Source organism: Peribacillus sp. P4_D6 (assembly GCF_056401795.1).
In genome coordinates, this window is record NZ_JBFUIQ010000056.1 from 1 (window position 1) to 25,539 (window position 25,539).

A 25,539-nucleotide genomic window follows, 5' to 3' on the forward strand; every position below is an offset into this window, starting at 1 on the left:
ATGTGGTATTTTTTCGGATGTGAATCCAGAACCGGAAATTGAAATCGTTGAGCAATGTGTACGGACAATCAAGGACGGAAAACATGATGGACTGATTGCGGTAGGCGGAGGAAGTGCGATGGATATTGCGAAAGCCTCTTCCGTCATGGCTACGAATTCCGGCAGCATCGAGACCTATTTCGGTACGAACTTGATTGAAGTTCCAGGTCTCCCTTTAATAGCCATACCCACGACGGCAGGGACAGGGTCAGAAGTGACGAATATTTCGATTTTATCGGACAAAAAAGAACAGGTAAAGAAGGGAATCGTAAGTCCGTACCTTTTACCGGATGTAGCGATTGTATCACCCGTCATGACGCTGACTTGCCCGCCAAGTGTGACTGCTGCGAGCGGAGTGGATGCACTTGTCCATGCCGTAGAGGCCTATATTTCCAAATTTGCGTCGCCCGTTACAGATGCCTTGGCAATTGGGGCCATGAAGTTAATCGCTGTACATTTACCAAAGGCTTATGCTGCGCCGGATAATCTGGAAGCACGGGAAGCGATGATCACGGGAAGCCTAATGGCAGGGTTAGCTTTTGGCAATGCGGGTGTTGGAGCTGTTCATGCCTTAGCTTATCCGCTTGGAGGCCGCTTCCATTTATCACATGGAGTCAGCAATTCATTATTACTGCCATTTGTCATGAAGTGGAATAAAATTGCCTGTTTGGAAAGGTTTCGCGACATTGCTGAAGCACTTGGAGAGAAAGTCAATCATTTAAATGATGATGAGGCAGCGGATAAAGCGATAGAAGCGATGACCAGAATTTGTCGCTATGTTGATATACCAGAGTCACTAAGTGAATTTGAGATTCCTGAATCGGCTTTAAGTGAAATGGCTGCCGAGGCCATCAAACAAGTCCGTTTACTTCGCAATAATCCCCGTGCATTAAACGTCCGGGATATCGAAAAAATTTACCGTTCAGCCTATGGCTTTTAAGTGGAGGAAACAACATGAAATGGAAAAACCGTCGCTATGGAGAAGAGACATCGTATATACCTGCGGGACCTTTTAAAATTAGACTGCCATTTGTCCATTATCGTTTTGAGTGGCCTGACTATGTTCAAGGCTTATTGATGTGTGCAGTTGACCTTGGAGCGATAACGCTGCTTGCAGACCATCTCGGTATGCCTTTTGACGTGGCTCTAGCCGTCGTTATCTTGAATGGATTATTATACTTGGCGCATCATTTACTCGGGGACCCGGTTATACCAGGTTGGATTACACCTGCGGTTCCATTGCTTGTATTGTTCGTCGGGCAATTTCCGGAGGGGCCTGATCGGGTCTATGCACTCGTTGCGTTTCAATTAACATTGGGTATTTTATCGATATTGCTAGGAATGACCGGACTTGCCAGTAAGGTCGTGCGACTAGTGCCGAATGCAATCAAATCAGGCATTATTTTAGGGGCGGGTATTGGTGCTGTCGTTTCCATTTTTGAAGTGGGTGGAAAGTTTGATTTATTTCCTTATACAATTAGCATTTGTATCGGCTTTGCTTTTTATCTGCTTTTTTCGAAAAGTTTTGGAAAATTGAAAATGCGAAATAAAGCTTGGGTATTCATAGGGAATTTAGGGATATTGCCGGCAATTTTGCTCGCGGTCTTTGTAGCCCCGATTTTTGGAGAAGCAAAATGGCCTGATATCCAATGGGGATTCAGCAGTCCGGATTTTGCTACACTATGGTCAGACTATACTGTTTTCGGTTTAGGTTTTCCTGCCTTGACCTTCTTTTTAAGTGCGATTCCAGCTGTTTTTGCTACTTATTTAGTCGTATTCGGGGATGTGCTCAAAACAAAAGCGCTGCTTTCTGAATCCGATGAGGTCAGGGAAGATGAAAAGGTGGACTATAATCCAAACAGAGCCCATTTAATTTTTGGCGGCCGAAATGTGATCATGAGTTTTATCGGACCTGATATAACAATGTGCGGTCCGTTGTGGGCAGCCATGCAGGTCGTGGTCGTGGAACGGTTCAAGAATGGCAAGAAAGCCATGAATTCTTTCTTCGGCGGTGCCGGCTCGTTCCGTTGGGGTACGAATACAGGGTTGTTCTTATTGCCGGTAGTCAGCCTGGTGGAACCCATTCTCGGTGTCGCCTTGGCCTTGACGCTTTTGGTTCAAGGATATGTTAGCGTACGCGTAGGCGTGATGCAGGCGAAGAGCCAACGCGACCTCGGAATTGCAGGTGTCGTTGCTGCCATCCTTGTTATAAAAGGTGCTGGCATGGCGTTTGCTGCAGGCATTCTATTATGTGCCCTATTATATGGCAAGGACTTTTTCAAAGGAGAGAATGATAAGACTTTTACAGATCATGGAGAAGAAGAGGAGAGTAAAGCATCATGAAAAAAATAGTGGAAAAATGGCCAATTTATATTAATGGCGCACCTATTCATACAGAAAGTCACTATGTAGTGGAAAATCCAGCAACATTAGAGCCTGTGGGCTATGTTCCGGACGCTAACGAAAAAGAGGCAAAGGCTGCTGTGGATGCAGCTCAAGCTGCTTTTCTGACTTGGTCGAAAACGAGTGCATACCATAGGGCGGAATTACTAGAGAAATGGTATACCATCATTGAGAACAGGCTGGATGAAATCGCAACGATCATGACCCTGGAACAAGGAAAGCCATTGGCAGAGGCAAAAGGTGAAATGAAGTATGCCTCAAGTTTCGTGAAATGGTACGCTGAAGAAGCAAAGCGCAACTATGGGGAAATCATACCAGCCTCCGTTGCATCAAAGCGTATTTTAGTGCAAAAGCAGGCAGTCGGTGTCATTGCTGCCATTACCCCGTGGAATTTTCCTGCTGCCATGATCACGAGAAAAGTGGCGCCAGCTCTTGCTGCGGGATGTACCGTGGTCATAAAACCCGCGGAACAAACGCCATTGACCGCTTTGCTATTGGTTGAAAGTGCTCATGAAGCGGGCATTCCGGCTGGTGTGATAAATATTGTAACTACACAAAAACCGGGAGATGTATCAGACGTGTGGATGAATGATTCACGTGTTAAGAAGATCACATTTACCGGCTCCACTCCAGTAGGGAAACATTTAATGAAAAATGCGGCAGAAACAGTGAAAAAAGTCTCGCTTGAACTCGGTGGATTGGCTCCGTTCATCATTGCTGAGGATGCGAATATCGAAGGAGCAGTAAATGGTTTGATTCAATCGAAATTCAGGAATGCTGGACAAACATGTATTTGTGCGAATAGGATATTCGTCCATGAGACAATTGAACAGCCGTTTTTACAAGCTTTCGAAGAAGCCGTTTTAGCTTTGAAGGTTGGAAATGGAATGGAAGGAGCCGATCTTGGTCCATTGATAGATGGAGCCGCAGTTAAAAAGGTTCGGCTTCAATTGGAGGATGCTGCAAGTAAGGGCGCCATAATCCATAACACCTCAAAAGTCGATGAACAACAAGGCCATTTCATAGCACCAGCCATACTTTCCAATGTAACGGATGATATGCTGTGCATGCAGGAAGAAACGTTTGGGCCAATTGCGCCAGTCAGTACATTCAAAACCGATCAAGAAGCGATAGATCGAGCCAATAACACGAATTTTGGCTTGRCAGCTTATGTGTATACCGAGTCCCTTAATAAGGCGGTTGCCTACTCGGATGCACTTGAATATGGGATTGTCGGTATTAATGACAGTGCCCCATCCACTGCACAAGCGCCATTTGGAGGCATGAAGGAAAGCGGTATAGGCAGGGAAGGCGGACACTACGGCATGGATGAATATTTAGAAGTGAAGTATGTCTCCTTGCAGCTTGGCCAGTAAAAAAACGGAAGGGTCCGCCATGATTCTTAAGGCAAAAAAAGAGTGGAAGGCACATCAATTATCGATGTGCCTTCCACTCTTTTTCAATGGTTAAAATGCATTTTTACGTCCCTTCAGATAGGAAGGAGGAAAGGTCATGTTTCCAAGGATGACATCGAAGTCAGCCCCGGTAGCCTTGGGAACGTTACTTGTATGACCATGGAAAGTCTCATTTGCAAGTAATGCAAAGGCCACCGCTTCTTTCGCTTCAGAAGAGTATCCCAACTCTTCTTGAGTCAAAACTCGAATAGAATTTCCAAGCAGTGATTGAATCATGTTTAATAACGTTTTGTTATAGCTGCCACCGCCGCCAATGATCACTTCTTCAATACTGGTTTTTGGAAAGATGAAATTTCGATAGTTTTCCACAATGGACTTTGCTGTAAACATCGTTACTGTTGCCAAAATATCTTGGTTTGGCAGCGATTCAAACATCTTTAATAGTTTTACTACATATTGCTTTCCAAACAATTCCCTGCCCGTTGATTTTGGTGGAGGGCTCATAATATAAGGATGACTGATACAATAAGATAAAAGTTCGTCATTGATTTGTCCTTGTTTAGCTATGTTTCCACCTTCGTCATAGCTTATATTGAACAATTGGCGGCATACTTCATCAATGATCATATTCCCAGGCCCTGTATCAAAAGCGTACATGTCATCCAAAGATGCTTGCTTGGGTAAGACGGTTACATTTCCAATGCCACCTATGTTTTGAAGTAATCGTCCCTTTGCTTCACTTCTATAAAGAATGTATTCGGTAAAAGGAACAAGAGGAGCTCCTTGTCCACCAGCAGCCATGTCCATCGTCCGGAAATTAGAGATTACAAGTGTGTTTGTATCGTGAGCAATTACTGCAGCTTCCCCAATTTGCAAAGTGGAGGGGATATAATTTTGTTCTTTTAAAGGCTGGTGGTAAATGGTTTGTCCATGGGATCCAATAAGATCAAGTTTATTAATGGGAAATCCAGCTTTATGACAAACTTCCTTTACGGCATTGGCAAATAATTTCCCTAATTTAAAATTCAAACTGCATATTAACTGCACATTGGATGTATCTGCAGATAAAGACTGCATAATTTCTTTTTCAATTTCTTTTGGAAACGGGCATGTCATGAACTCAATCATTTCGATTTCAGTTTCGAGTCCACTTTTATTCACCCGAACGAGTGCGGCATCAATTCCATCCAGTGATGTTCCTGACATTAATCCAACTATGTACATCGTCATTCCACCTACTTCGATTCTTTTTTCATCCTGATATAGCATAATATACAACAGTGTATGCTATTAAGATAAAACCTTTTCCAATATATTGTTTATGGTTGCTTTACGTCCATTGTTCACTGAGAAGGGCCTTTTAAACTATAATGCTATTTCTTGAAGATCATTGTACTTTTATATCAATCTGTTTAGTTTGTTTGCTTTCATTGTGGGTGCGGTCCAATGCTGTCACAACATATGTGTAAGTCTTTCCTTTTTCTACACTGCCGTCATTAAACAATTGACTTGTATTTTCCTTATGCACTGTGGCAAGTAAGTTCGTTGAATCTTCAATGTTTCCTTTTTTCTTCCCATCAAAACGATAAATGGCATAATAGGTTGCATCTGATTGCTTATGATCTTGAATTTCGAATTGTATCCCATCTCCTGATTGTGTGGCCTTGCTCACCTTTGGGGCCTTTGGTGCATGATCATCAATCCAAGGCATGGCTGGAACCAATGCGGGATGCTTATAAATATCCTCGCTTAAGCGATCCGCTATCCCAAGAGGGTTTTTCCGTAAATCCTTGGCACTGAAATGCATGCTTCCATCAAATTCCTTATATGTTCGATTCAGTTTTAACTGGTTGGGCATTTCTTCAGGGTTGAACCAGTTTTGCACACCATTGGACTCTGTATTAATTTTATAGTCTCCCTGTCCAATATAGAGTTGAACATTTTTTCCTGCGACTTCTTTTGTCCACCAATCTAGAAGTTTGGCATAGTCAGCTACTGGCAATCCTATATTCCAATATAATTGAGGGGCAATATAATCAATGTATCCATTATTGATCCATGTTCGGGTATCTGCATATAAATCATCATAATTCGTTTGTCCAGCTGCAGTGTCAGATCCTGTGGGATCAACTGCTTTGTTGCGCCAAACTCCAAATGGACTTATACCAAACTTCACAAAAGATTTTTCTGCCTTGATTTCTTCGTTTATATTCTTAACAAGGTTATTTACATTATCCCTGCGCCAATCTTCAACATTTGTAAATCTATCTGCTCCATATTTTTGATAGGAAATATCATCTGGGAAAGGTACTCCTGCAATCTTGTAAGGATAGAAATAATCGTCCATATGGACTGCATCGATATCATAATTCTTAACAACTTCCAATATTCCATCGATCACAAACCGTTGTACGCCAGGAATGCCTGGGTCAAAGTACAATTGCTGTCCATATGGTATGACCCAATCCGGATGCTTTCTGGCAGGATGAGATTCTGGAAGATTATCAATATCCGCTATTTCAGCTGTTTTACCTAAAGGCATCGTAATGCGGTACGGATTAAACCACGCATGGAATTCCATATTACGATCATGTGCCGCTTCTACCATGAATGCAAGAGGGTCATACCCAGGATCTTTTCCTTGGACCCCTGTTAAATATTTTGACCAAAGACCGTATTCAGAAGGATAAAAAGCATCCGCAGTGGGTTTGATTTGCATAACGACAGCATTCATCCCCATCGCTTTTTGTTCATCCAAATATTTTATGAATTCTTCTTTCTGTGCTGATATGGATAAACCAGGTTTGGACGGCCAGTCAATATTTAACACACTTGCAATCCAAGTTGCCCGCAGTTCCTGTTTTACATAAGTGGTTGCTTGCGGAATTGTCCCTGATTCTGCATTTGCAATCAAATCAGCTGGAAGGAGAAGTGATCCTCCCACCAAAGCGGCTAGTGCCAATGAACCCAATTTTTTCTTTGTAATTCTTTCATGCATCAATAGTACAACCTCATTTCATTACTAATATTTATATTTAATTATTTGTAAGCGTTAACAAATAATGAATATATGAATTTGTCATCTATGAATAGTGAGATAAGATCTAACAATAAAAAGAATCGTAGGTTTGGTTCACTAAATGGCTACTCGGTTTACATTTTTTATTTTTAGCAGAAAGATAACAATCAATTAGTTATCTTACTTTTATTTTAAAATTAAATTTTAAAAATGTATATACAATATTGAAATTAAATTTTAATAGTGATATAGTCTCTTTAGCTAATAAAGTTTCACCTTTCACCACTGAAATAAAAAAGGATGATATGTATGCTAGAGCATTTAACGACAGAGAGTCGTAATGAAAAGACCATGAGTTTAGATGAAATGGGAACTCTTGAATTTTTAGAAGTGATGAACGAAGAAGACATTAAAGTTGCCCATTGTGTAAAAAAAGAACTTCCGCAAATTTCTAAAGCTGTGGACATGATCGTTGAAGCCATGAATAAAAACGGCAGATTAATTTACATGGGTGCAGGAACAAGCGGGCGCATCGGTTTATTGGATGCAGTAGAATGTCCCCCGACATTCAATACCGATCCGAGTGAAGTAGTGGGTCTCATAGCTGGTGGGGAAAAGGCTTTCATTAAGGCGGTTGAAGGTGCTGAAGACAGTTTTGAATTAGGTCCCGAAGATTTGAAGAAAATCGAATTGACAAACAGGGACGTCGTAGTGGGCATTGCAGCTAGTGGACGCACTCCATATGTTATTGCTGGATTGGAATATGCCAATCAAGTTGGTGCAGGAACTGTGTCGATAAGCTGTAACAAAGGTTCCGAAATAGGTAAGATTGCAAAAGTTGCGATTGAAGTGGTAAATGGGCCTGAAGTCCTGACGGGTTCTACACGTTTAAAAGCTGGAACATCGCAAAAGTTAGTATGCAATATGCTTTCCACCGCCTCAATGGTTGGAGTTGGAAAAGTTTATGGGAATTTAATGGTAGATTTACAGTTAACTAATGAAAAGCTGGTTGAACGTGCAAAACGTATTATCATGGATGCTACTGACTGCAGCTATGAAATTGCAGATGAATTTTTAGAAAAGGCACATGCCCAGCCTAAAATCGCCATTGTCATGATTTTAACGAATGTATCATATGAAGAAGCGTCAAATCGTTTAGTGAAGGCACAAGGATTCATAAGAAAAACGATTTAACGCTTTTTATAAAAAAAAATCAAAAAATTGGAGGAACAAATAATGAAGGTATTATTCGTATGTTCAGGTGGAATGTCCAGTGCAATCGTTGTAAGCGCTTTAAAAAAGGAAGGGGAAAAACAGGGTATAAACATAGAAGTATTGGCGGTCGGCACACAAGAATTCGATGCAGAAGTACGAAATGGCTGGGATGTTGCGATGGTAGCTCCGCAAGTCAAACATCGTTTCGACGGCTTTAAGGCTTCTGCAGATGAAGCGGGCGTCCCATGTGAAGCCATTCCAGCTCAAGCCTACAGCCCTCTTGGCGGACCTAAGCTACTTAAACTTGTAACGGAACTAGTAAAATAATAAACGGACCACTATTCTTATCACTAAACGTAAAAGGGGAAAACACGAATGGACAAGTTTGTAGCTTTTTTAGAAAATAATCTTTCAACACCTATGGCTAAATTGTCTGAGCAAAAGCATTTACGCGCAATTAGGGATGGTGTGGTTTCCGCGTTACCATTCATCATCTTTGGCAGTTTATTCTTGATCATTGCATTTCCGCCCGTTGCAGCAGATACTGCATTAGGTGAATGGTCTGCAAAACATATAGCTGAAATTTTAATTCCATATCGATTAACGATGTTTATCATGACGCTATATATTACTTTTGGTATTGGCTACAGCTTATCTCAAAGCTATAAACTTGATCCGCTATCTGGAGGTTTACTATCATTGGCAGCCTTCTTGTTCACAATTGGTGTAAAAATGATGGACGATGTGGGGTTTGTTTTGCCAATGACAAATCTCGGTGGCCATGGCCTTTTTGTAGGAATGCTTGTATCCATTTTTGCTGTCGAAATTCTACGTTTTTGTAAAACAAAAAATATCACGATTAAAATGCCGGATTCTGTTCCAACTTCAGTAGCCCGCTCATTTGAAGCATTAATTCCAGTTTCAATTGTCCTGCTTGTCATGACTTTAATTACAGTCGTTTTTGCTGTTGATTTACATTCACTTGTTGATAAAGCGGTTGCACCGCTCATCAGTGCTGGCGATACATTGCCAGGTGTATTAATTCCAGTATTTTTGATTACATTCTTCTGGTCATTTGGTATTCACGGCGTATCGGTAGTAGGTGCCGTAGCTCGTCCGGTATGGGAAGTATACTTGGGGAATAACTCGGCAGCAGTTGCAGCTGGAAAGGCAATTCCCCACATAGCACCTGAAACATTCTTCCAATGGTTTATTTGGATTGGTGGATCTGGTGCAACATTGGGATTAGTAATAGCCATGCTCTTAACAGCGAAGTCCAGCTATAGTAAAGCAATGGGGAAAGCAACAATTGTGCCGAGCATTTTTAACATCAATGAACCTGTTATCTTTGGGATGCCGATTGTACTAAACCCGGTACTGATTATTCCATTCATCATTACACCGCTGATTGGAGCAACACTTGCATATATAGCAACGTCCATCGGACTTGTGAACCCGACATATGTAATGGTTCCCTGGACATTGCCCGCTCCAATAGGTGCCTACCTTTCAACGGGCGGGGATTGGAGAGCCATTGTTCTCGTGATGGTGAATTTAACCATTTCGGTCCTTATATATCTGCCATTCTTTAAGATGTACGATAAAAAGCTTTTAGCACAGGAAAACATGGTAGAAACAACGGATAATAAAAATATCGCTTTATAAGGAATACCTAAAAGGGAGTTTGGGACTAATGCTCCAAACTCCTTTTATAAATTGAGAGGAGGAAAGGACATGAATTCAACATCCAGAATTCACTTTTTTAGTTACAAAAGTGCCTTTCTATTTTTTGGCTTCATTCTTGTTTTTAATTTTATCTTTAACAGATTAATGGATGCCTTTGAGATAAATAAACAATTATCACTGTACTTAGGAAATACCTTTGCCATAAGCGCAGGATTGACGATGGTTGTTTGTTTTGTTGAAGGTAAGTTTAAAAACAAGAAACAAGCAACGCTATTATTCTTGTCTTTATTAGCGGTAAGTGCACTGGTTTGTTATGCAATAATCTATAAATGAATGAAGAATCCAGATTAGCTTACGATGAGGTGTTGGGGAAATGGAAATGGAAAAAGGGCTGAAGATTGCCACAATCGGTGGAGGCTCCAGTTATACGCCAGAATTAATAGAAGGATTTATAAAACGATATGATGAGTTGCCTATTAGGGAACTTTGGTTAGTGGATATTGAGGCAGGAAAAGAAAAACTGGAGATTGTAGGAACCTTGGCAAAACGGATGGTTGAAAAAGCAGGACTTCCAATGGAAATACATCTAACGTTAGACCGCCGTCAAGCCTTGCAAGATGCTGATTTTGTCACAACTCAAATGAGAGTGGGTTTACTTGATGCACGAATCAAGGACGAGAGGATCCCGTTGGAATTAGGATTAATTGGTCAAGAAACAAATGGGGCAGGAGGATTGTCCAAGGCATTACGAACGATACCCATACTTCTGGAAATTGCAGAAGAAATGGAGGAGCTCTGCCCTGATGCATGGTTAATTAACTTCACAAATCCAGCGGGGATGGTAACGGAAGCCCTGCTCCGCTACAGTAAACATAAAAAAGTCATTGGAGTATGCAATGTTCCATTTAATATGCATATGTCTATTTCTAGCATGCTTGGTGTCGATATGAAGAGAGTGCACATAGATTTCGCCGGTTTAAACCACATGGTATTCGGGATGCATGTGTTCGTTGATGATCAAGAAGTAACAGATAAAGTGCTTGAAATGCTTGGCAGTCCTGAAATTCAGCTGACAATGAAGAATATTGCCCCATTGGCTTGGAACAGAAGGTTTTTGAAATCTTTAGGAGTGGTGCCTTGCCCGTACCATCGGTATTATTACAAAACAAAAACGATTTTAGAACAAGAGTTGGAAGCATTCAAATCAGGGAAAACCCGAGCTGAAGTTGTGAAAAAATTAGAAGAAGGTTTATTTGACCTATACAAGGATGAAACCCTTGACATCAAGCCTCCACAACTAGAGCAGCGCGGTGGAGCTTACTATAGTGATGCAGCATGTAACGTCATTTCTTCTATTTATAATGATAAAAAAGACATTCAAGTGCTAAATGTACAAAACAAAGGATCGCTTACTGATATTGATTATGATTCAGCAGTCGAAGTAAGCTGTATCGTCACAAAGAATGGACCAATTCCTTTGGCTATGGGTAAATTACCCTTACAAGTGCATGGCTTGATCCAACAAATCAAATCATTTGAGAGAATTGGTGCTGAGGCAGCCGTTACAGGTTCTTATGATAAAGCGTTATTGGCTTTAACGATCAACCCGCTCATCCCAAGTGATGACCTGGCGGAAATGGTTTTACAAAAACTTTTAAAAGCGCATGAAGAATACTTACCGCGATTCTTCAGTGAAAGTGCTGTTCCGAACATCAAGTGAATGGTGTTTTAACTAGTGAATCTGGATTACAGAAATCCAATGAACCTTCATAATCTAACATAAATGGGAGTGTAATGATATGTCAACTGAACTGAACAATAACGAAATGGAAATTTTTGAAATAATATCACATAGTGGAAATGCAAGAGGATTAGCATTCGAAGCACTGAAAGAAGCGGAAGAATTTAATTTTGAAAAGGCAGAGGAACTAATTAAACAAGGCCAGGAAGAAATGAACATGGCCCATAAGACACAAACCAAGCTCATTCAAGCAGAATTGAATGGAGTTCCAAGTGAGAAAACTTTATTGATGATTCATGCTCAAGATCACTTGATGACAGCAATGAGCGAACAAAAACTTATAGAACATATGATTCGCATAGTAAAAAAGCTAGCCCCACAACAGTAAAGAGGTGATTGAAAATGGGTAAACTCGGTATATCTATCTATCCAGAGCATTCAACCGTTGAAAAAGACATGGAATACATTGCACTTGCACACAAATATGGCTTCAAAAAGATCTTTACTTGCTTGCTTTCAGTAGAAGGAGACAAAGAGAAGATTTTAAAAGAATTTAAAGAAACGATTCATTATGCCAATCAATTGAATATGGAAGTGATGGTCGATATTGCTCCCCGAGTATTCGGTTCACTAGGCATTTCGTATAATGACTTATCATTCTTTGCAGAATTAGGCGCGTATGGAATCAGGCTGGACATGGGTTTTACAGGCAACGAAGAGTCGATCATGACACATAATCCATATGGTCTAAAAATTGAAATAAACATGAGTAATGCAACGAAGTATCTAGAAAATATCATGGATTACAAACCAAATATAGAAAATTTAGTTGGATCGCACAACTTCTATCCCCATCGCTATGCAGGATTGAGCTATCCACATTTCATTAAATGCTGTGAGTCATTCAAAAAGCATAATATCCGCACGGCAGCTTTCATAAGCTCACATGCAGCAACGTACGGACCTTGGCCTATAATGGAAGGATTATGTACCTTGGAAATGCACCGGGAATTACCGATTACAACACAAGCGAAACATTTGTATGCAACAGGATTGATTGATGATGTAATCATAGCAAATGCTTACGCATCTGAAGATGAATTGAAACAGCTTAGCTTGTTAAACAGCGGTCTGTTAACATTTAATGTTAACCTTCACGAAACCATAACAGATTTGGAGAAAAAAATAGTATTGGAAGAATTCCATTTTTACCGTGGAGATGTTTCCGATTATCTAATTCGCTCGACTCAATCACGAGTAAAATATAAGAGCGAAGAATTTAAACCAACATATACGCCTGATATTAGACGCGGTGATATATTAATTGAAAACGAGCTCTATGGACAATATAAAGGGGAATTGCAGATTGCATTGAAGGAAATGAAGAATTCGGGGAAAACGAATGTAGTAGGCCGAATAGCAGAAGAGGAGATTTTTCTCCTCGATTATTTGGAACCATGGGGGAAATTCCAATTCAATATTAATGGATCAGGGAAGGAACGGTGATATTCCTTCCTTTTTTACTGAATAGGAGAATGACATGAATTATATTATCGGTGTTGACGGCGGAGGGACCAAAACTGAAGCAGTGGCTTATGATATGGATGGTAATAAAATTAGTGAAGGCAGAGCGGGGTTTGGAAACCTGCTTATTAATGAAAAACAAGCCACCGCTAACATTATACAGGCAATTGAACAAACCATGACTCCTATTGATGATGGCAGCTGCCTATACATTTGTTTAGGATTAGCCGGGTATGGAGGAGTTGAAAATCCGCAGGGCATAAAAAGTGCATTAAGCAAGGCATTTAAGGCGCCGTTCACCATTGTAAATGATGCAATTATCGCTCATGCTGCTTTGCTAAAAGGAAATGATGGCATTTTGACCATATCCGGAACGGGATCTGTAAGTATCGGCATCCATGAAGGAATCGAGAAATCGGCTGGTGGATGGGGACACATTCTTGGGGATGAAGGAAGTGGCTATTGGATCGCCATGCAGGCTTTTATAAGAATGACGCAAGAAGAGGATGAAGGGTATGAATATAGCCATTTAACCGAGTCGATACTGAAAAAACTTGGCTATGTTAATGTAATGGAACTGAAGAAATTCATTTATTCTGCCACGAAATCCGAGATAGCCGCGTTTGTTCCCCTAATAGTCCAACATGCGGAGAAGGGGGATGGCTTCTCGCAAAATATTCTGAATCAGGCCGGGTACCACCTTGCAAAACAAACACTAGAGGTTATCAAGAAGTTAAAGTTGTGCGAGAATGTTACAATTGCATTAAAAGGTAGCATATTGTCTAATGTACCATTGGTGCAAAGCTCATTCATCAATCATATTAAACTTGAAAACCCAAATGTGAAATTTGTTTTAGAAGACGTATCAGCTACCTTGGGTTGTTACTACATAGCAATGAAGCATTTAAAGTAAGTAGATCAAGGAGAGTAAATCATATGCACGGCGAAAATATTATATTGAGAATTGAAAGTTTATTGAACCAATTGCCCAAATCAGAAAAGAAAATTGCACAATATATTTTAGAAAATCCCAAAGATATAGTAAGAATGACGATACATGAATTGGCCGACCATGCCAACGCAAGCAGTTCGGCAGTAACGAGGTTCTGTCATTCCATAAAAGTTAATAGTTTTTCAGAACTGAAGGTATCCCTATCATCCCTGATTTCCCAGCCGGAGAAAAAAGGTTTCCATGACATTGAGCCTAATGAAACAATAGCATCGATCAAAAATAAAATTGTGTCCAACTCTGTCCAGGCCATACAAGAAACGGCACATTATTTGGATGAGGCCGTTCTTGACAATATCATTGAAACCATGAGGAGCGCAGACGTGATTTATGTCTATGGTTTAGGGGCATCATGGCTCGTTGCTGAAGATATTACACAGAAATGGTTACGGTTAGGAAAGATTGTAAGTGCCAATCAAGACCCGCATATTACGGCCACTGCACTTGCTGCATCATCAAAGAATACCGTTTTTTTCTGTATATCCAATAGTGGCGAAACTGAAGAAATTCTGGAACTCGTTGATATTGCTAAAGCATATGGCATTAAAACAATTGGTTTATCGCGATTGGGGAACAATGGACTAACTAAAAAAGTTGATATGTCACTAAATCATGTCCGTGCACCGGAGGCTAAATTCCGAAGTGCTGCAACAAGTTCGCTATTTGCCCAATTTCTAACGGTCAGCATTATTTTCTATGCGTATGTTTCTAAATACTATAATGAAAATAAAAACGAAATTGAACGTTCAAGGGAATCGGTACTGAAATTCACAAAAAGGAATGTGGATACCTAAATGTGGGCCTAATAAAATGGATAAAATCAACGAACCTAAGTTTTAGCTTGAGATGTTTCMGATCAGGATGCCTTGTAAAAATATACATCACGATGAAAGGAAGATGTAAGCTGAATGATCCAAAAGAGTTCTCCGAGTCCCATTTATCATCAACTTGAAGAGGAGATTAGAGGAGCGATTCAAAGTCTTGAATTGGTGCCAGGAGAGATGATTCCTTCAGAAAAAGAATACACTGAAAAATATGGCATAAGCAGGATGACGGTGAGACAGGCCATTTCTAACCTCGTGAATGGCGGTTATTTATACAGACAGCGCGGAAAAGGAACCTTTGTTGCCGAACAAAAATCGGAGCCGCCCTTGCAAGGTCTGACTAACTTTACAGAGGATATGATTTCAAGAGGACTTAAACCAAGTACGCGAGTTATCAGCTTTACGGAGGTCAAGGCAGATCATGAACTTGCTGCAAATCTTGAGGTTGAAGCAGGAACTGCTATTTTCGAACTGGAACGTGTAAGGCTTGCTGATCGGTTGCCGATGGCATATGAAAAGCTATACATCCGTAAAGATCATGCCCTGGACCTTACGGAAGAAATAGCTGTAAGTGCCATTCATGATTATGTTGAAAAAAAGTTCGGCTTAAAAATCCAGCATGGCAGACAGGTAATTGAAGCCGCCATCGCTCAAAAAAAAGAGGCGGAAATGCTCGGGGTAGCTGAAGGTTCCCCTGTATTGCTGATAGATCGAAGAATTACCCTTGAAACGAATCAACCACTTGCGGTTGTCAGATCTGTCTACCGGGCTGATCGATATATATTCAAAATCAATTTGGAGCGGTTATCGTGAGCAAAATGGGAGTAATAATCCCGTTTACAAAAAGATTACTAAAAAACCCCCCCTGCCCAAATATGGACAAGGGGGGTTTTTAGTAGAATATCATTTTTCAAGTTTGAGAATTTGCCAGATAGAAAGGAAAGATACGGATTAACAATCCAGGACTTTCATTATTTCGCTAAGCTTTCTGTCAATCGGTTTTCTTTCCAAATGACTGTAATGCCAAGGCCAATGACGATAATGACAGCAGCGAATAGATAAGGGTAGTGGATGTTTACGTCAAAAAGCAATCCTCCCATGGATGGCCCGGCGATATTCCCTAAGCTCGTATAGGTGGAGTTCATTCCAGCAACGAATCCTTGTTCTTTTCCGGCAGCTTTTGATAAAAATGTCGTCAATGCCGGACGAAGCAGGTCAAATGCAAGGAATATGAAGCAAGTTACCACTAGTACTGCCGAAAAGCTGGAAATCATAGTGGATGCTACCGCAAAAATGGCCCCGACGATTAAACATAATTGGATAAGCTTCTTTTCGCCGAGAATATCTACCAGCTTTCCAAACATGAATACCTGTACTACAACTCCGAAAATAGAGCTTATTGTAATGATAATGGCAATATCCTTCGGCGTGAAGCCGAATTTATGATCAGAAAATAGGCTAAACACCGTTTCATAGGCTGACAAACCAAAAGCGAGTACAAATACAATGATGAACGCAATGAAGTAAAGCGGATTCAGAGATTTTTTTAAATCGCCGATAAAGTTCGTTTGCTTTGTATTAGCAGAAACTTTTACAAGCTGTTCCTTTGTCATCGGTTCTTTTAAAATGAATATTGATGACAGGCAAGCTATAAAAGCAATGCCCGCCGCAAGGAAGAAGGGCAAGCGTATACCATATTCTGCAACAAAGCCACCGATTCCTGGTCCTATTATAAAGCCCAAGCTAATGGCGGCTGAAATATAGCCCATTGCTTTTGGCCTTTCTTGAACGGATGTAATGTCCGCAACATATGCAGTAACACCAGGCATGATAAAGGCGGCACTGATTCCGCCTAGGATCCTAGATAAATAAAACACCGACACATTTGTCCCTACACCGAAGATTAGTTCCGAAACACCAAAAAGGAATAAGCCGATGATGATGATTTTCTTTCTGCCGTAACGGTCAACCCAACGACCTGCGAATGGAGACATGACAAGCTGTGAAACCGCAAATACGGCAACCAGATAGCCCATCGTGCTTCCGGATAAATGCATGATATTCATAAATGACGGCATAACGGGGATGATGAGTCCTATTCCCAGAAAAGCAATGAATATATTGCTTAGAAGAATAATTAATACCGCCTTTTGATCTTTAATTGGTTTATTCATGTTTTTACACCACTTTCTTTGTGAATCATTTTTGCGAAATACCCCTCCAAAACACTTTCCAGGAGGCTGATAATTTATCATTCAGCCGTTTCTCATCATTGCCGTATACAAGCTCAAGCAAAATGGAATCCACGACTCCCAAGAATGCATAGGTCGGCGTTATGGCTTCATCTTCGACGATTAATTTGGCATTGATCCAATCATGGAATTTACATTCCAGGATCGCCTGCACCTTTTCCTCGATATCGATCACTTCCTGCCCGATTTCTTTTTCAAGATGCGCTGGCGGAAAAAAGGACATACGCAGCCAAAATTTTATATGCTCATTTTTTTGGAAAAGGTCGATGACCAATTGAAGGAATCCGTATAAATCTTTTTCAGGATTTTTTGAATCAACTTTACGGAAATATTGGAGCTTCGACGATAGCTCCGTCTCTTTCGCATCACGTAAAACTTGCAGGAAAAGATCATCCTTGCCTTTAAAATGAGCGTAAATGGATTGCTTTTTCATGCCGACTTCTTCAGCTATTTGAGAAAGCGAAGCTCCTTCATAACCATGAATCGTGAAATATTTTAGAGCGGCTTCCTTAATTTCATTACTTTTCAATAATATCACCTCATAATTTAACGAACGTTCGTCAGTTATAATAGCAAATTACATAAATATATGCAAGCGAATATGTTAATAAAAAGGTATTATGCCCGAAATCATTGATAATTATGGCGCTATATTTGAAAAGGACATAGCTATGCACTAAAGGCTACTCACAAAATTCCTGCATATAATTCTATATGGAAAATAAAGAGGCAGGTGGGATGAAGTTGGATATGTATGACATCAGAAATGCGATTCATTACTATTACACAAAAATACAAGAAACGAATCATCCTTATTATTGGTACTGTTTGGCTGAGACTCAAAGCAGGGCCGGATTAACAAATGAAGCACTGCAAACGATAGATAACGCCTTGTCGTTTCAGAATCCTTATCCTTCCAAACAGGAACTGCTAGACATGCAATTGAACCTCCAAACCGTTCTTTCAAGACAAATGATCTCCAATAGAACAGTCATAGTGACCTCAAAACAGGGAGATATTGATGCGGACGGGACAAAGGACAATGTTTTTCTTACCGCAAACAAAACCCCTGATAGTCCCTTTTGGAGGAATATAACCTTGGTTATCCAAAATGGGAGGACTAATCAATATGAACAAGTTCCAATGAAAAATGATACAGGATATAATCCGACCCTTTTTCTTGGTGATTTTACAAGTAATGAGGGGGATGACATTTTAGTGGTCATTGATACAGGAGGAAGCGGGGGTTCCATTTATGCGTATGTTTTTTCCTACCTTAACGGTCAACTCATTACCATTTTTAATTCAGATTCATTCAATGAATCCTTTCAATACGATGTTCATTATGAAAACCAATACAAAGTGAAGGTGAACAGTCATTACCTAAAAGAAAGGTACATTCTTGACCTGACTTATAAGGATCAGGAATATTTATCTGAAATTTATAACAAGGATGGTATATTGAAGGCGCCGATTGAAGGATGGGTCAATCCTTTATCTGGTTTATATCCGGTTGATTTCAATAGGGATGGCATATATGAGCTCGAAGCGTATCAGAGGATCGCCGGGAGGTACAATGCCGACTCACTGGGATATGTACAGACCGTATTGAAATGGAACGGGAAAGCATTTGCTCCTGACCGGCAGAATATGGCTATATTTGGAAAGGGAATATAGCACAAAGGAATAGATGGTCATGAACAAGGTACAGGCAAAATCTTCGCCCAAAAGAAACCGGAAAATATTCCTGGCAATGGTTCACCTGACTGTGTTCATTGACGAAGAAAATTGAACCGGCTTTCAATACAATTTAACTTCGAAGGGGTTTAATGCATATTGGAATTTTTAGTATGCGATGCCTACACGTGCTTTTAAAAAATCGTTATTTTTTATTTGGCTAAATGCAAATTCTGCTGTATCCGGAACGGATATTTCAACCCCATCCTCCGGCAAAAAGTCGCCTTCTATACGATATATACCAACTCTTTTTCCATCCGGCAAATACGTAGGACAGACAATTGTCCATTGAAGTGTTGATTGTTTAAGCAAATCGAAAACTTCATGATGTTCTTTCGCTGCACGGGTAGACTTCTGCTTTGATTCACTTGTCTGATAACGCAAAGAATTTGGGATTGTTCTACTTTGGAGGATACCTGCCGTTCCAATGGTAATAATTCGTTGTATACCTTCGTTTTCCATAGCTTCGATAATTAGTGGCATACTTTCTGATAAAGTCGTTGTCCCATCAGTATTAAGTGCACTAATAACTACATCAATTCCATGCATGGCGCGTACGATATCATCTTTATTTAAAACATTACCTTGAATGATGGTTAAATTGGCATTGTTTATAGCAATCTTCTCTGGAGTGCGAACTAAAACCGTAACACGATGATTGTCTTGCAGACCATAAATAACTAATTGACCCCCAACTCGTCCAGTTGCACCCAAAATTAAAATATTCATGGAAACGACCTCCTTTTTATCTAATATAATTATTCCACTAACATTGTATCGTCATTTTCAACTAATGGGGAGTTTTGTGCATTAAATCATTATAATCCAGTTTTTGCTGGCGGTACCCCATGCCCAAGAGCATTTTCCCACAATCTTGTTGTGGGTTATATTTTTTCCTCAACATTGAATTCATCCAAAAGCTTATTGTGGATAGCTTAATGATTACCTATTTCCTGCTTCAGATAAATTAAATAAATTTTTTATAAAATTATTCATATTTAGACAAAATTACTAATTTTTGTTTTATAAAGCCTTTCTAATATGAAATCCTGTTATGTCCAAGCTCACTTATTCCTTTTCCATATACTAATAAAAAAAGGAGGTGAGAAAGTGAGTAAAAGTAAGAATAGCTCTTCACGCAAGGATGAAGAGAAATTGAGTAATAATGAGCATAGCTCTTTACGTAAAGATAAAGCGAAAATAGAATCGGCACAGCAAGAGTGTATTGATCGTGCTTATCGTATTCCTATATTTTTAAGTACGACGACTCATTTAAATGACAACCAACAACGGTTTCTAAACCGTCTAATTTTAGAGATTGAGAATGCTTTGCTTTTTCCGCGTACATTACCATTAAGCGAAAGTTATCCTGAATCCATTTTAACTGATATTCGTCGGTTAGTTTCATCAAGCTATGGAATGTTGGCAGTAAACCTTCGTCGTTTTAAAATTCAAACAGTTGATGTCAATGCAGGACCCCTTCCACCTTCCACTCCATTCTGGACAGGATCAGTTTATTCACAAGTAGAACCTTCAATGGCTTTTCAATTTGGTCTACCCTTATTATTAGTAAGGGAAGAAGATACTGACGCAAATAATGGAATTTGGGCAGGAGGAATTGCCCCACTCAACCTATTTATAGTTTGGCATTCTGAAACTCAAACTGTAGATCAATTCTTTAACACTCCTGAATGGAGATCAGCCTTTGCAAATTGGAGTGCACAAGTAAGAAATGCTTTTTATATACAGACAGAGCCTCAGTTCAAGTACAGATGTGAATGAAACCCTGGTACTTTAGCAACAAGTCGAAAATATACAATGTTTAGTTCACCTTTATATATTTTCGACTTATTCACACAAAAACAAATATTTCCTTTTTGTTATCACGAACAAAAAGATTTACTTCATAAAAACAGACTTTATAGAAGAGAGACGGCCGGGTCTGGTAACATCCGAAGGCTTTGCGTATATTTTCGTTAAAATTGTGGCCGGACCCCATCGCCATCAAGCTAAGGTGAATTTGTATCATCATAAAAAAACGAGAGTTTCAAAACTACTTATCTCCATCTTCTCTACAACAATTAGCTAAAGAAGTTGGTTTTGTTCAACGTACAACTAAATATCAAGCACAAGAATTAATTGCTTTATGTGTATGGTTTAGTCAACAGTCGCGAGTAACACCACTCACACAATTGTGTAGCCGCCTCGAAGCATCTACAGGTGTCCTCATGAGCCCTGAGGGGTGGGGAGTTCCTCCACGTATAGTAGGAAAAGCGAGGGAAAATGATAAAATCACCTTCTGTTCCACGGGTCTACTAACCATTCAACCGAAAGGCTTATACATAAGGGATTTAGGTTATTTCGACTTACACGCTTTCAGAAAATGAATGATGAAGGTGCTTACTAAATCTCACGTTTGAAGTTGAATTCTCGTATATATCGTAAGAATGATGAACCAGAGTTTTTTTGGAATGGGACTGTGAAGAAAGGTACTCTCTTTATTCAGTTAGAATGGAAGAGTTTTGAATCAATTTCAACATGGATGGTTTTTTTGTCATGCGTTATTTTTAGCGTTACCATAGTAAATTAAAGAGAACATCCTTGTATATTATCTCTTGCGCGCGTACTTTGATGGCGATGTGGCGGTATCCCAATAAGAAAAACGTTCGTTGATAAGGAAACAAAACGGGCCGCTCAATAGCTTCATGAGGGGCCCACTTAACGTGAAAAAAATATAAAAACGTCTTAAAACAAGTCAATAGCGACCAAAATTTTGCCCCTAATATCCCTGTCCTTCTTTCAATTTTAGAAAAGCATCAACGGATTCATCCAATAATTTTTCCCGATTAGGATCTTCATTGACATCTGTATCCACTTCCATCACGTCGTTTAATCGACTAACCTGACTTTTTGGCTGAGCTGGATTATTTTTTTCTTTTGGCATATAAACTCCTTCTTGAACAGTTATTTTTTATTTAGTATGAACGATTCATCCAATATTCACTAAGATTATTTCCGCTTCTTTCCCAAATTGAGTCCGGTTGTCTTAATGGAAGGTTGAAACAACATACACGATATTCCTCCGGTTATCATTGACTGAATATTATAAATATTGTAATATTTATTTTGCGTATTTGTTTTTTGAAACGAGGTTTTATATTCGAAACAACTGGTTTTTCCTTGTGTACAGTCAAATAATCTGACAGGAGGTTTTTGTTATGAAGAAAAGAATAAGAAATACTTCGTTTGGTTTTTTGCTGGTAGTGACCATAATTCTATCATTATCATTATTTCTTCCTTCATTTGGTCAAACAGCGGTCCAGCAAACCGATTTTAAAGTAACCCTATTAGGTACAGGTTCTCCACTTTTAAGTACATCCCGCTCCGGTCCAGCTACTCTTGTAGAAGTTGGTAATGAAAAACTCCTCTTTGATGCTGGACGCGGAACCGCTTTACAATTATATAAAGCGAATATGTTACCAGGAAGTGTTGATAAGTTATTCCTGACGCATTTGCATTCGGATCATACAATCGGCATACCGGACGTATGGCTTACAGGTTCCTTACCAACAGGAGGAAAAAGGGAGCAAGCATTTAAGATTTGGGGACCTAAGGGAACCGAGAAAATGATGGTACATATGAATAAAGCATTTAAAGCCGATTTGGATGCAAGGGATGACTCTGGAAATGGGAACGTTGAAGGAGCAAGTATTGTCGCAAATGATATCAAGGAGGGTATTGTCTATAACAAAAAGGGAATTGAAGTAATAGCCTTTAAGGTTGACCATAAATCAATAGAGCCGGCTTTCGGTTATCGGGTTAATTACAAAGGACATTCAGTAGTTATTTCAGGCGACACCCGCTATAATGAAAATCTTATAAAATTTGCCAAAGGTGCTGATGTGGTGATTCATGAGGTTGCAGCGGCAAAACCTGATAATGAATCAGAATCAATCGCCAATATACTTGATCTTCACACTACACCGGAGGAAGCAGGTAAAGTCTTTAGCCAAATACAACCAAAACTTGCTGTGTATTCACACATAGTATTATTGGGAGGATTAACAGAAGAAAAAGCTGATTTGCTCGAAAGAACAAAAAAAGCATATGATGGAACTGTGTTAGTAGGGGAGGATTTGCTATCCATTGAAATAGGGGAAAAGGTACAAGTACAACAGCCGGTTAACGAGGCGAACTAAGCTAAAACGAACCAGCTTCTGCTATTTCATGAATGAGAGGGCTTACATCCAAGGAAGGTTGTTGATGCAGCCTTTTTTCTTAATGTTAATAAAGGGACAGGCAGTTTCAAAAATGTCGATAGTTAACTCAATTGATAAAATTGGAGAAGTGTTAATTCCAGGAGAAGAACCAGGTGAGATAGACTAATCTGAAGAGCAAAAGGAATATCATTAACGAAAAGGACGCTTGAATTTAATAAAAGGAAAGCACATATTATGCGTGACTAATATGTGCTCTTCTTTTTAGGAATTTATGATGTTTTAGGTCTTGAAATAAGGTTTATTCAATAAGGAAGTATAAATTAAAGATACCCATTTAATACTGTGCCAAAAAGATCGAATTCAGGATCTTTTGACTGGGCTTTTGGAGGGGCTTCGGATCGCCCTATTGAAGAGTTGATACCACCTTCAACTGACTCTACAAGGGTTTCGTCATTCTCTTTATGCAATGGGTTATCAATCATCCCAAAATCAACTCCTTTTTATAAGATAAACGAATGGTTAGTTATTAATTCCCTAAATACTTTTATTTTATGCAAAAAAATATGGTGATGACTGGAATTCATTGAAATGAACGGAGAAAAACGTGTAAGCAATCGTGATGATTTTTATGACAGGATGCATAATGATTATTTTATGCCCATAAAAAAAAATGGTACCGATTCATTGATCAGTTGAGGGATTTAACAGGATTAACTAGCGACCCACGAATTAATTTTTGGACTTCGGCCTTCTTAGTAGCAAAAGGATTGAAAAAGTTCATTCCACATGTGGTTACAGGAAGCTCTAATGATCGGACCTGTTCTCATTGAAAGGTTAAAGTGGAGTGAGAATCCTTTCCTTTTTAACAAAGTAAGCCCACTCAGAAAAGCCGATCTCCTTTAGTCTTTTTTTAACTAGTTCAAATTCATCGCCAATACGTTCCGGTGTATGCGAATCCGATCCAAAGGTTACCTTCACATCATAGAAAAGAGCTCGTTCTAAAATGTCATCTGCTGGATACCACCCACCACAATCTTTCGTTTTACCAGAGGTATTAATCTCAATGKCGATATCTTCTGAACTAATGATTTTTAGCGTTTTTTCAATACTGTCTGTCTCAATGGAAGAAAAGGATGGATAAAAACCTTTCATTGCATCAATATGGCCTAAGATTTGGAACACTCCGCTTTTAGCCGATTTCTGTATTAATTCATAATATTCATCCTTTACTTTTGGCTGTTCTTTAGAGGTTAAGCCATTCCAACGACCTCTTTTAAAAATGCTAATATCCTGAACATAATGAACAGATCCAATTATGTAGTCAAAAGGGTGTAAAAGATATTGATCGCGGTAGACTTCAATGTGATCAGGGAAGAAATCACTTTCCATTCCTAATAACACGTGAATTTTGCTTGCATATTTCTCTTTTAAGCGAAGTACTTCCTCAATATAAGGAACAAGTTCACTTTTTGCCATTGCAGTAGTTGGGTAGAGATGGTCGTCCTCACTATAAAAATATGGAGAATGGTCAGAAATCCCAATATAATGCAAGACGTATTCGATGGCTTGCTTTACATAATCCTCAATTGTGCCGATAGCATGTCCACAGCGTTCATGGTGAGTGTGGAGATCAAATTTTATTGAATTCGTCATTTACTTAGTCCTCCTAAAGTGAACCAGATTGTCTTATTTTATCATATCCAAAATCATATCCTTTCTCACAAAATGAAAGAAGATTTATACCTTACTACCCTCGAAAACGAATTTCTATCTTACGGATTTAATTTTATTCCCATCAATTAAAGATATTTTAGTTCGAGTAATTGTATAAAGGTTGAATTCCCAAGACAAACTAGAATGTTCAAATATGTAAAAAGAAAGGGAAGATACTGAATGACAAAGGTATTGTATATCACGGCTCATCCTCATGATGACAAACAATCTTACAGTATGGCCGTCGGAAAAGCATTTATTGACACATATAAAGAAGTAAATCCTAGCCATGAAATTGTGAATATTGACCTTTATAAAGAAAATATTCCTGAAATTGATGTGGATGTTTTCAGTGGTTGGGGGAAACTTCAAGCTGGAAAGGGTTTTGAAGAACTCTCGTCGGAGGAGAAAGCGAAAGTTAGTCGGCTCTCAGAATTATGTGAGCAATTTATAGCCGCCGATAAATATATATTTGTATCGCCTTTATGGAATTTTTCATTCCCGCCAGTTTTGAAAGCGTATATTGATTCCGTAGCTGTTGCAGGTAAATCATTTAAATACACCGAACAAGGCCCCGTTGGTCTTTTAACTGATAAAAAAGCCTTGCATATTCAAGCTCGCGGTGGTATTTATTCAGAAGGACCGGCAGCTGAAATGGAAATGGGTCACCGATATCTAAATATCATTATGCAATTCTTCGGAGTGCCTTCCTTTGAAGGTTTATTCGTTGAAGGACATGCAG

General features: G+C 39.4%; 25 protein-coding genes and 1 pseudogene. 18 read left to right on the plus strand and 8 right to left on the minus strand.

From position 1 onward, the window contains the following. The 3 genes from AC1DVB_RS16255 to AC1DVB_RS16265 form a co-directional block, all read left to right on the plus strand. Positions 1-979 (plus strand): iron-containing alcohol dehydrogenase (locus AC1DVB_RS16255; protein ID WP_477590013.1); only part of this gene is annotated, 979 nt, incomplete at its 5' end. Positions 980-993: 14 nt separating this feature from the next. Beyond that, positions 994-2,382: a solute carrier family 23 protein gene (locus AC1DVB_RS16260; RefSeq protein WP_057277880.1), complete on the plus strand. Its 1,389-nt coding sequence runs from the start codon at positions 994-996 to the stop codon at positions 2,380-2,382. Further along, positions 2,379-3,818 (plus strand): NAD-dependent succinate-semialdehyde dehydrogenase, encoded by a 1,440-nt coding sequence (locus AC1DVB_RS16265; RefSeq protein WP_477590015.1) that lies wholly within the window; start codon positions 2,379-2,381, stop codon positions 3,816-3,818. Before AC1DVB_RS16260 ends, AC1DVB_RS16265 begins: the two co-directional genes overlap by 4 nt. Before the next feature lie 90 nt (positions 3,819-3,908). Here AC1DVB_RS16265 and anmK read toward each other — a convergent pair whose 3' ends face one another. Next, the gene (gene anmK / locus AC1DVB_RS16270; protein ID WP_454861439.1) at positions 3,909-5,081 is read right to left on the minus strand and encodes an anhydro-N-acetylmuramic acid kinase AnmK; all 1,173 of its coding nucleotides are present in this window, start codon (positions 5,079-5,081) and stop codon (positions 3,909-3,911) included. 163 nt (positions 5,082-5,244) lie between these two features. Continuing rightward, positions 5,245-6,855 (minus strand): glycoside hydrolase family 10-like protein, encoded by a 1,611-nt coding sequence (locus tag AC1DVB_RS16275; RefSeq protein ID WP_411740291.1) that lies wholly within the window; start codon positions 6,853-6,855, stop codon positions 5,245-5,247. Positions 6,856-7,185: 330 nt separating this feature from the next. Between AC1DVB_RS16275 and murQ the strand changes: the two genes are divergently transcribed. The 10 genes from murQ to AC1DVB_RS16325 all read left to right on the plus strand — a co-directional run bounded on the left by murQ (position 7,186) and on the right by AC1DVB_RS16325 (position 15,688). Beyond that, positions 7,186-8,070, plus strand: coding sequence for an N-acetylmuramic acid 6-phosphate etherase (gene murQ, locus AC1DVB_RS16280; protein WP_063575832.1), 885 nt, complete (start codon positions 7,186-7,188; stop codon positions 8,068-8,070). Between the two features lie 42 nt (positions 8,071-8,112). Further along, positions 8,113-8,418, plus strand: a complete 306-nt coding sequence (locus AC1DVB_RS16285; RefSeq protein WP_063575833.1) for a PTS sugar transporter subunit IIB — start codon at positions 8,113-8,115, stop codon at positions 8,416-8,418. Between the two features lie 48 nt (positions 8,419-8,466). Next, complete coding sequence (locus AC1DVB_RS16290) at positions 8,467-9,756, plus strand: PTS sugar transporter subunit IIC (RefSeq protein ID WP_098186345.1); 1,290 nt, start codon at positions 8,467-8,469, stop codon at positions 9,754-9,756. A 69-nt stretch (positions 9,757-9,825) separates the two neighbouring features. Then, a complete protein-coding gene (locus AC1DVB_RS16295) occupies positions 9,826-10,110 on the plus strand; it encodes a hypothetical protein (protein WP_063575835.1) in 285 nt (94 codons plus the stop codon). A gap of 40 nt (positions 10,111-10,150) precedes the next feature. Then, positions 10,151-11,497: a 6-phospho-beta-glucosidase gene (locus tag AC1DVB_RS16300; protein WP_454861438.1), complete on the plus strand. Its 1,347-nt coding sequence runs from the start codon at positions 10,151-10,153 to the stop codon at positions 11,495-11,497. Between the two features lie 79 nt (positions 11,498-11,576). Then, positions 11,577-11,906: a PTS lactose/cellobiose transporter subunit IIA gene (locus AC1DVB_RS16305; protein WP_403082638.1), complete on the plus strand. Its 330-nt coding sequence runs from the start codon at positions 11,577-11,579 to the stop codon at positions 11,904-11,906. A 14-nt stretch (positions 11,907-11,920) separates the two neighbouring features. Beyond that, positions 11,921-13,024 carry a DUF871 domain-containing protein gene (locus AC1DVB_RS16310; RefSeq protein ID WP_145504759.1) on the plus strand — a complete coding sequence of 368 codons (1,104 nt, stop codon included), beginning with the start codon at positions 11,921-11,923 and terminating at the stop codon, positions 13,022-13,024. 34 nt (positions 13,025-13,058) lie between these two features. Continuing rightward, positions 13,059-13,955, plus strand: coding sequence for an N-acetylglucosamine kinase (locus AC1DVB_RS16315; protein ID WP_187049664.1), 897 nt, complete (start codon positions 13,059-13,061; stop codon positions 13,953-13,955). Positions 13,956-13,978: 23 nt separating this feature from the next. After that, positions 13,979-14,845, plus strand: coding sequence for a MurR/RpiR family transcriptional regulator (locus AC1DVB_RS16320; RefSeq protein WP_054400352.1), 867 nt, complete (start codon positions 13,979-13,981; stop codon positions 14,843-14,845). A 114-nt stretch (positions 14,846-14,959) separates the two neighbouring features. After that, positions 14,960-15,688 (plus strand): GntR family transcriptional regulator, encoded by a 729-nt coding sequence (locus AC1DVB_RS16325; protein ID WP_477590021.1) that lies wholly within the window; start codon positions 14,960-14,962, stop codon positions 15,686-15,688. Between the two features lie 158 nt (positions 15,689-15,846). Here AC1DVB_RS16325 and AC1DVB_RS16330 read toward each other — a convergent pair whose 3' ends face one another. After that, the gene (locus AC1DVB_RS16330; protein ID WP_477590023.1) at positions 15,847-17,049 is read right to left on the minus strand and encodes an MFS transporter; all 1,203 of its coding nucleotides are present in this window, start codon (positions 17,047-17,049) and stop codon (positions 15,847-15,849) included. Between the two features lie 25 nt (positions 17,050-17,074). Continuing rightward, positions 17,075-17,656, minus strand: a complete 582-nt coding sequence (locus tag AC1DVB_RS16335; RefSeq protein ID WP_095679382.1) for a TetR/AcrR family transcriptional regulator — start codon at positions 17,654-17,656, stop codon at positions 17,075-17,077. A 407-nt stretch (positions 17,657-18,063) separates the two neighbouring features. Here AC1DVB_RS16335 and AC1DVB_RS16340 point away from each other — a divergent pair, with 407 nt between their 5' ends. Further along, positions 18,064-18,804 (plus strand): hypothetical protein, encoded by a 741-nt coding sequence (locus AC1DVB_RS16340; RefSeq protein ID WP_477590035.1) that lies wholly within the window; start codon positions 18,064-18,066, stop codon positions 18,802-18,804. A 168-nt stretch (positions 18,805-18,972) separates the two neighbouring features. Here AC1DVB_RS16340 and AC1DVB_RS16345 read toward each other — a convergent pair whose 3' ends face one another. After that, entirely contained in the window at positions 18,973-19,593 is a 621-nt protein-coding gene (locus tag AC1DVB_RS16345; RefSeq protein WP_477590025.1) for an NAD(P)-dependent oxidoreductase, read from the minus strand. A gap of 426 nt (positions 19,594-20,019) precedes the next feature. On the opposite strand from AC1DVB_RS16345, the gene AC1DVB_RS16350 reads away from it, so the two are divergent. Next, entirely contained in the window at positions 20,020-20,646 is a 627-nt protein-coding gene (locus AC1DVB_RS16350; protein WP_057277958.1) for a hypothetical protein, read from the plus strand. A gap of 236 nt (positions 20,647-20,882) precedes the next feature. Further along, positions 20,883-21,352, plus strand: a pseudogene (locus AC1DVB_RS16355) (transposase); the annotation flags it as partial. Between the two features lie 291 nt (positions 21,353-21,643). Here the strand turns inward: AC1DVB_RS16355 and AC1DVB_RS16360 are convergent. Then, positions 21,644-21,808, minus strand: a complete 165-nt coding sequence (locus AC1DVB_RS16360; RefSeq protein WP_477590026.1) for a hypothetical protein — start codon at positions 21,806-21,808, stop codon at positions 21,644-21,646. Between the two features lie 274 nt (positions 21,809-22,082). Between AC1DVB_RS16360 and AC1DVB_RS16365 the strand changes: the two genes are divergently transcribed. Further along, positions 22,083-23,063 carry an MBL fold metallo-hydrolase gene (locus AC1DVB_RS16365; RefSeq protein ID WP_477590028.1) on the plus strand — a complete coding sequence of 327 codons (981 nt, stop codon included), beginning with the start codon at positions 22,083-22,085 and terminating at the stop codon, positions 23,061-23,063. 341 nt (positions 23,064-23,404) lie between these two features. On the opposite strand, the gene AC1DVB_RS16370 is transcribed toward AC1DVB_RS16365, so the two are convergent. After that, positions 23,405-23,566, minus strand: a complete 162-nt coding sequence (locus AC1DVB_RS16370) for a hypothetical protein (RefSeq protein ID WP_156500289.1) — start codon at positions 23,564-23,566, stop codon at positions 23,405-23,407. Between the two features lie 352 nt (positions 23,567-23,918). Continuing rightward, a complete protein-coding gene (locus tag AC1DVB_RS16375; protein ID WP_477590031.1) occupies positions 23,919-24,737 on the minus strand; it encodes a histidinol-phosphatase in 819 nt (272 codons plus the stop codon). Between the two features lie 240 nt (positions 24,738-24,977). Here AC1DVB_RS16375 and AC1DVB_RS16380 point away from each other — a divergent pair. Next, positions 24,978-25,539 (plus strand): FMN-dependent NADH-azoreductase (locus AC1DVB_RS16380; protein WP_477590033.1); only part of this gene is annotated, 562 nt, incomplete at its 3' end.

Excerpts from the sequence above, each read along its gene's own strand:
- AC1DVB_RS16275 (WP_411740291.1), bottom strand. The coding sequence starts at position 6,855 with ATGCATGAAAGAATTACAAAGAAAAAATTGGGTTCATTGGCACTAGCC.
- AC1DVB_RS16295 (WP_063575835.1), top strand. The coding sequence starts at position 9,826 with ATGAATTCAACATCCAGAATTCACTTTTTTAGTTACAAAAGTGCCTTT.
- AC1DVB_RS16315 (WP_187049664.1), top strand. The coding sequence starts at position 13,059 with ATGAATTATATTATCGGTGTTGACGGCGGAGGGACCAAAACTGAAGCA.
- AC1DVB_RS16260 (WP_057277880.1), top strand. The coding sequence starts at position 994 with ATGAAATGGAAAAACCGTCGCTATGGAGAAGAGACATCGTATATACCT.
- AC1DVB_RS16300 (WP_454861438.1), top strand. The coding sequence starts at position 10,151 with ATGGAAATGGAAAAAGGGCTGAAGATTGCCACAATCGGTGGAGGCTCC.
- AC1DVB_RS16370 (WP_156500289.1), bottom strand. The coding sequence starts at position 23,566 with ATGATTGATAACCCATTGCATAAAGAGAATGACGAAACCCTTGTAGAG.
- AC1DVB_RS16340 (WP_477590035.1), top strand. The coding sequence starts at position 18,064 with ATGCAATTGAACCTCCAAACCGTTCTTTCAAGACAAATGATCTCCAAT.
- AC1DVB_RS16360 (WP_477590026.1), bottom strand. The coding sequence starts at position 21,808 with ATGCCAAAAGAAAAAAATAATCCAGCTCAGCCAAAAAGTCAGGTTAGT.
- AC1DVB_RS16320 (WP_054400352.1), top strand. The coding sequence starts at position 13,979 with ATGCACGGCGAAAATATTATATTGAGAATTGAAAGTTTATTGAACCAA.
- AC1DVB_RS16310 (WP_145504759.1), top strand. The coding sequence starts at position 11,921 with ATGGGTAAACTCGGTATATCTATCTATCCAGAGCATTCAACCGTTGAA.
- murQ (WP_063575832.1), top strand. The coding sequence starts at position 7,186 with ATGCTAGAGCATTTAACGACAGAGAGTCGTAATGAAAAGACCATGAGT.
- AC1DVB_RS16290 (WP_098186345.1), top strand. The coding sequence starts at position 8,467 with ATGGACAAGTTTGTAGCTTTTTTAGAAAATAATCTTTCAACACCTATG.
- anmK (WP_454861439.1), bottom strand. The coding sequence starts at position 5,081 with ATGTACATAGTTGGATTAATGTCAGGAACATCACTGGATGGAATTGAT.
- AC1DVB_RS16305 (WP_403082638.1), top strand. The coding sequence starts at position 11,577 with ATGTCAACTGAACTGAACAATAACGAAATGGAAATTTTTGAAATAATA.
- AC1DVB_RS16345 (WP_477590025.1), bottom strand. The coding sequence starts at position 19,593 with ATGAATATTTTAATTTTGGGTGCAACTGGACGAGTTGGGGGTCAATTA.
- AC1DVB_RS16330 (WP_477590023.1), bottom strand. The coding sequence starts at position 17,049 with ATGAATAAACCAATTAAAGATCAAAAGGCGGTATTAATTATTCTTCTA.
- AC1DVB_RS16285 (WP_063575833.1), top strand. The coding sequence starts at position 8,113 with ATGAAGGTATTATTCGTATGTTCAGGTGGAATGTCCAGTGCAATCGTT.
- AC1DVB_RS16325 (WP_477590021.1), top strand. The coding sequence starts at position 14,960 with ATGATCCAAAAGAGTTCTCCGAGTCCCATTTATCATCAACTTGAAGAG.
- AC1DVB_RS16365 (WP_477590028.1), top strand. The coding sequence starts at position 22,083 with ATGAAGAAAAGAATAAGAAATACTTCGTTTGGTTTTTTGCTGGTAGTG.